This window comes from Aeromonas sp. PrichA-15, from assembly GCF_017939245.1.
GTDB classification, from domain to species: Bacteria; Pseudomonadota; Gammaproteobacteria; order Enterobacterales; family Aeromonadaceae; genus Aeromonas; species Aeromonas caviae.
Genome location: NZ_JAGKRH010000306.1, coordinates 1 through 950, shown reverse-complemented (window position 1 = coordinate 950; position 950 = coordinate 1). Strand labels below are relative to the sequence as shown.

At 48.0% G+C, this 950-nt stretch carries 1 protein-coding gene; it reads right to left on the bottom strand.

Annotated features, from left to right (window positions below; all coding sequences use genetic code 11):
* Nucleotides 1-20: 20 nt before the first annotated feature.
* The coding region (locus J9889_RS21830; protein ID WP_210558167.1) for an ISAs1-like element ISKpn9 family transposase at nt 21-950 on the bottom strand (930 nt) is incomplete at its 5' end.

Here is a 950-nt window from a genome sequence, read left to right as displayed (position 1 = left end):
CAGGGCTGACGCATCAGTGTTTATACTTTGAACAACCCCATACATTCGAACAAATATTGTTCATTCAGACAGCAGAGCCTGCGCTTGTTGGCCATGCTTAGATTACGTGATTTGTTTTGCTTCAGCATGTTCAGTATCCACTGCCTGATGACCGCTAAGTTTTCCCCAGCGAAGCCCGCTCTGGCCTGAAGTTGATCCTCTCCGAACGCAATATCTAAAGTCCAGTGCAGCAGATTTTCTACCGACCAGTGCGCTCGGGTTGCCTTCAGCGCTGAGGTGGCATCCAACGCTCGGCTACTTATATAAAATCTCACGAAATCATAGCCTTTGCCATTTTCAATTCGCTCAGCCTGCACGGCTATGATCGTCTTCGCTTTCCACTGCTGGCAAACTGGCATGCTTTCATCAACCATCAGAACCCAACAACGTCGATGCTCTTTTCGCCCATGTTCTGAGTCAAATTGTTCAGTAAAGCCGTGCCCCGAAACATCGGTTTCATTCTTATCCCAATACGCTTGGAACTGTTCTTTTACTTCAGTATTGAGGCTAGGTTGGTTGTCTTTCACTGCAAGCAGGTAATCACCCGACTTTTTGAGGATGGTGTCGGCGATTTTTACCTGTGTACCCATCGCATCAATACTGACTAAACACCCTTTTAATTCAAGAAGTTGGAGTAGCTCAGGTATTGCCGTGATCTCGTTAGATTTGTCAGCGACTTTTTGCTGGCCAACACACATCCCCAGCTCAGTTGACCAGACATTGACCATATGAACAGCGTTGGCACCTCGCCCTTTAGCGGTAGCACGAAGAGCTTTACCATCAACCGCTAGTTGGCCAACCAGCTTATCATCGCCCATGATGTCGCCGATCCACGCTTGAAAAATGGATTTCAGACTGGCGGGAGGCAGAGTGGCAAAAATGCGGTTGAATGTGTCGTGTGATGGAATGCC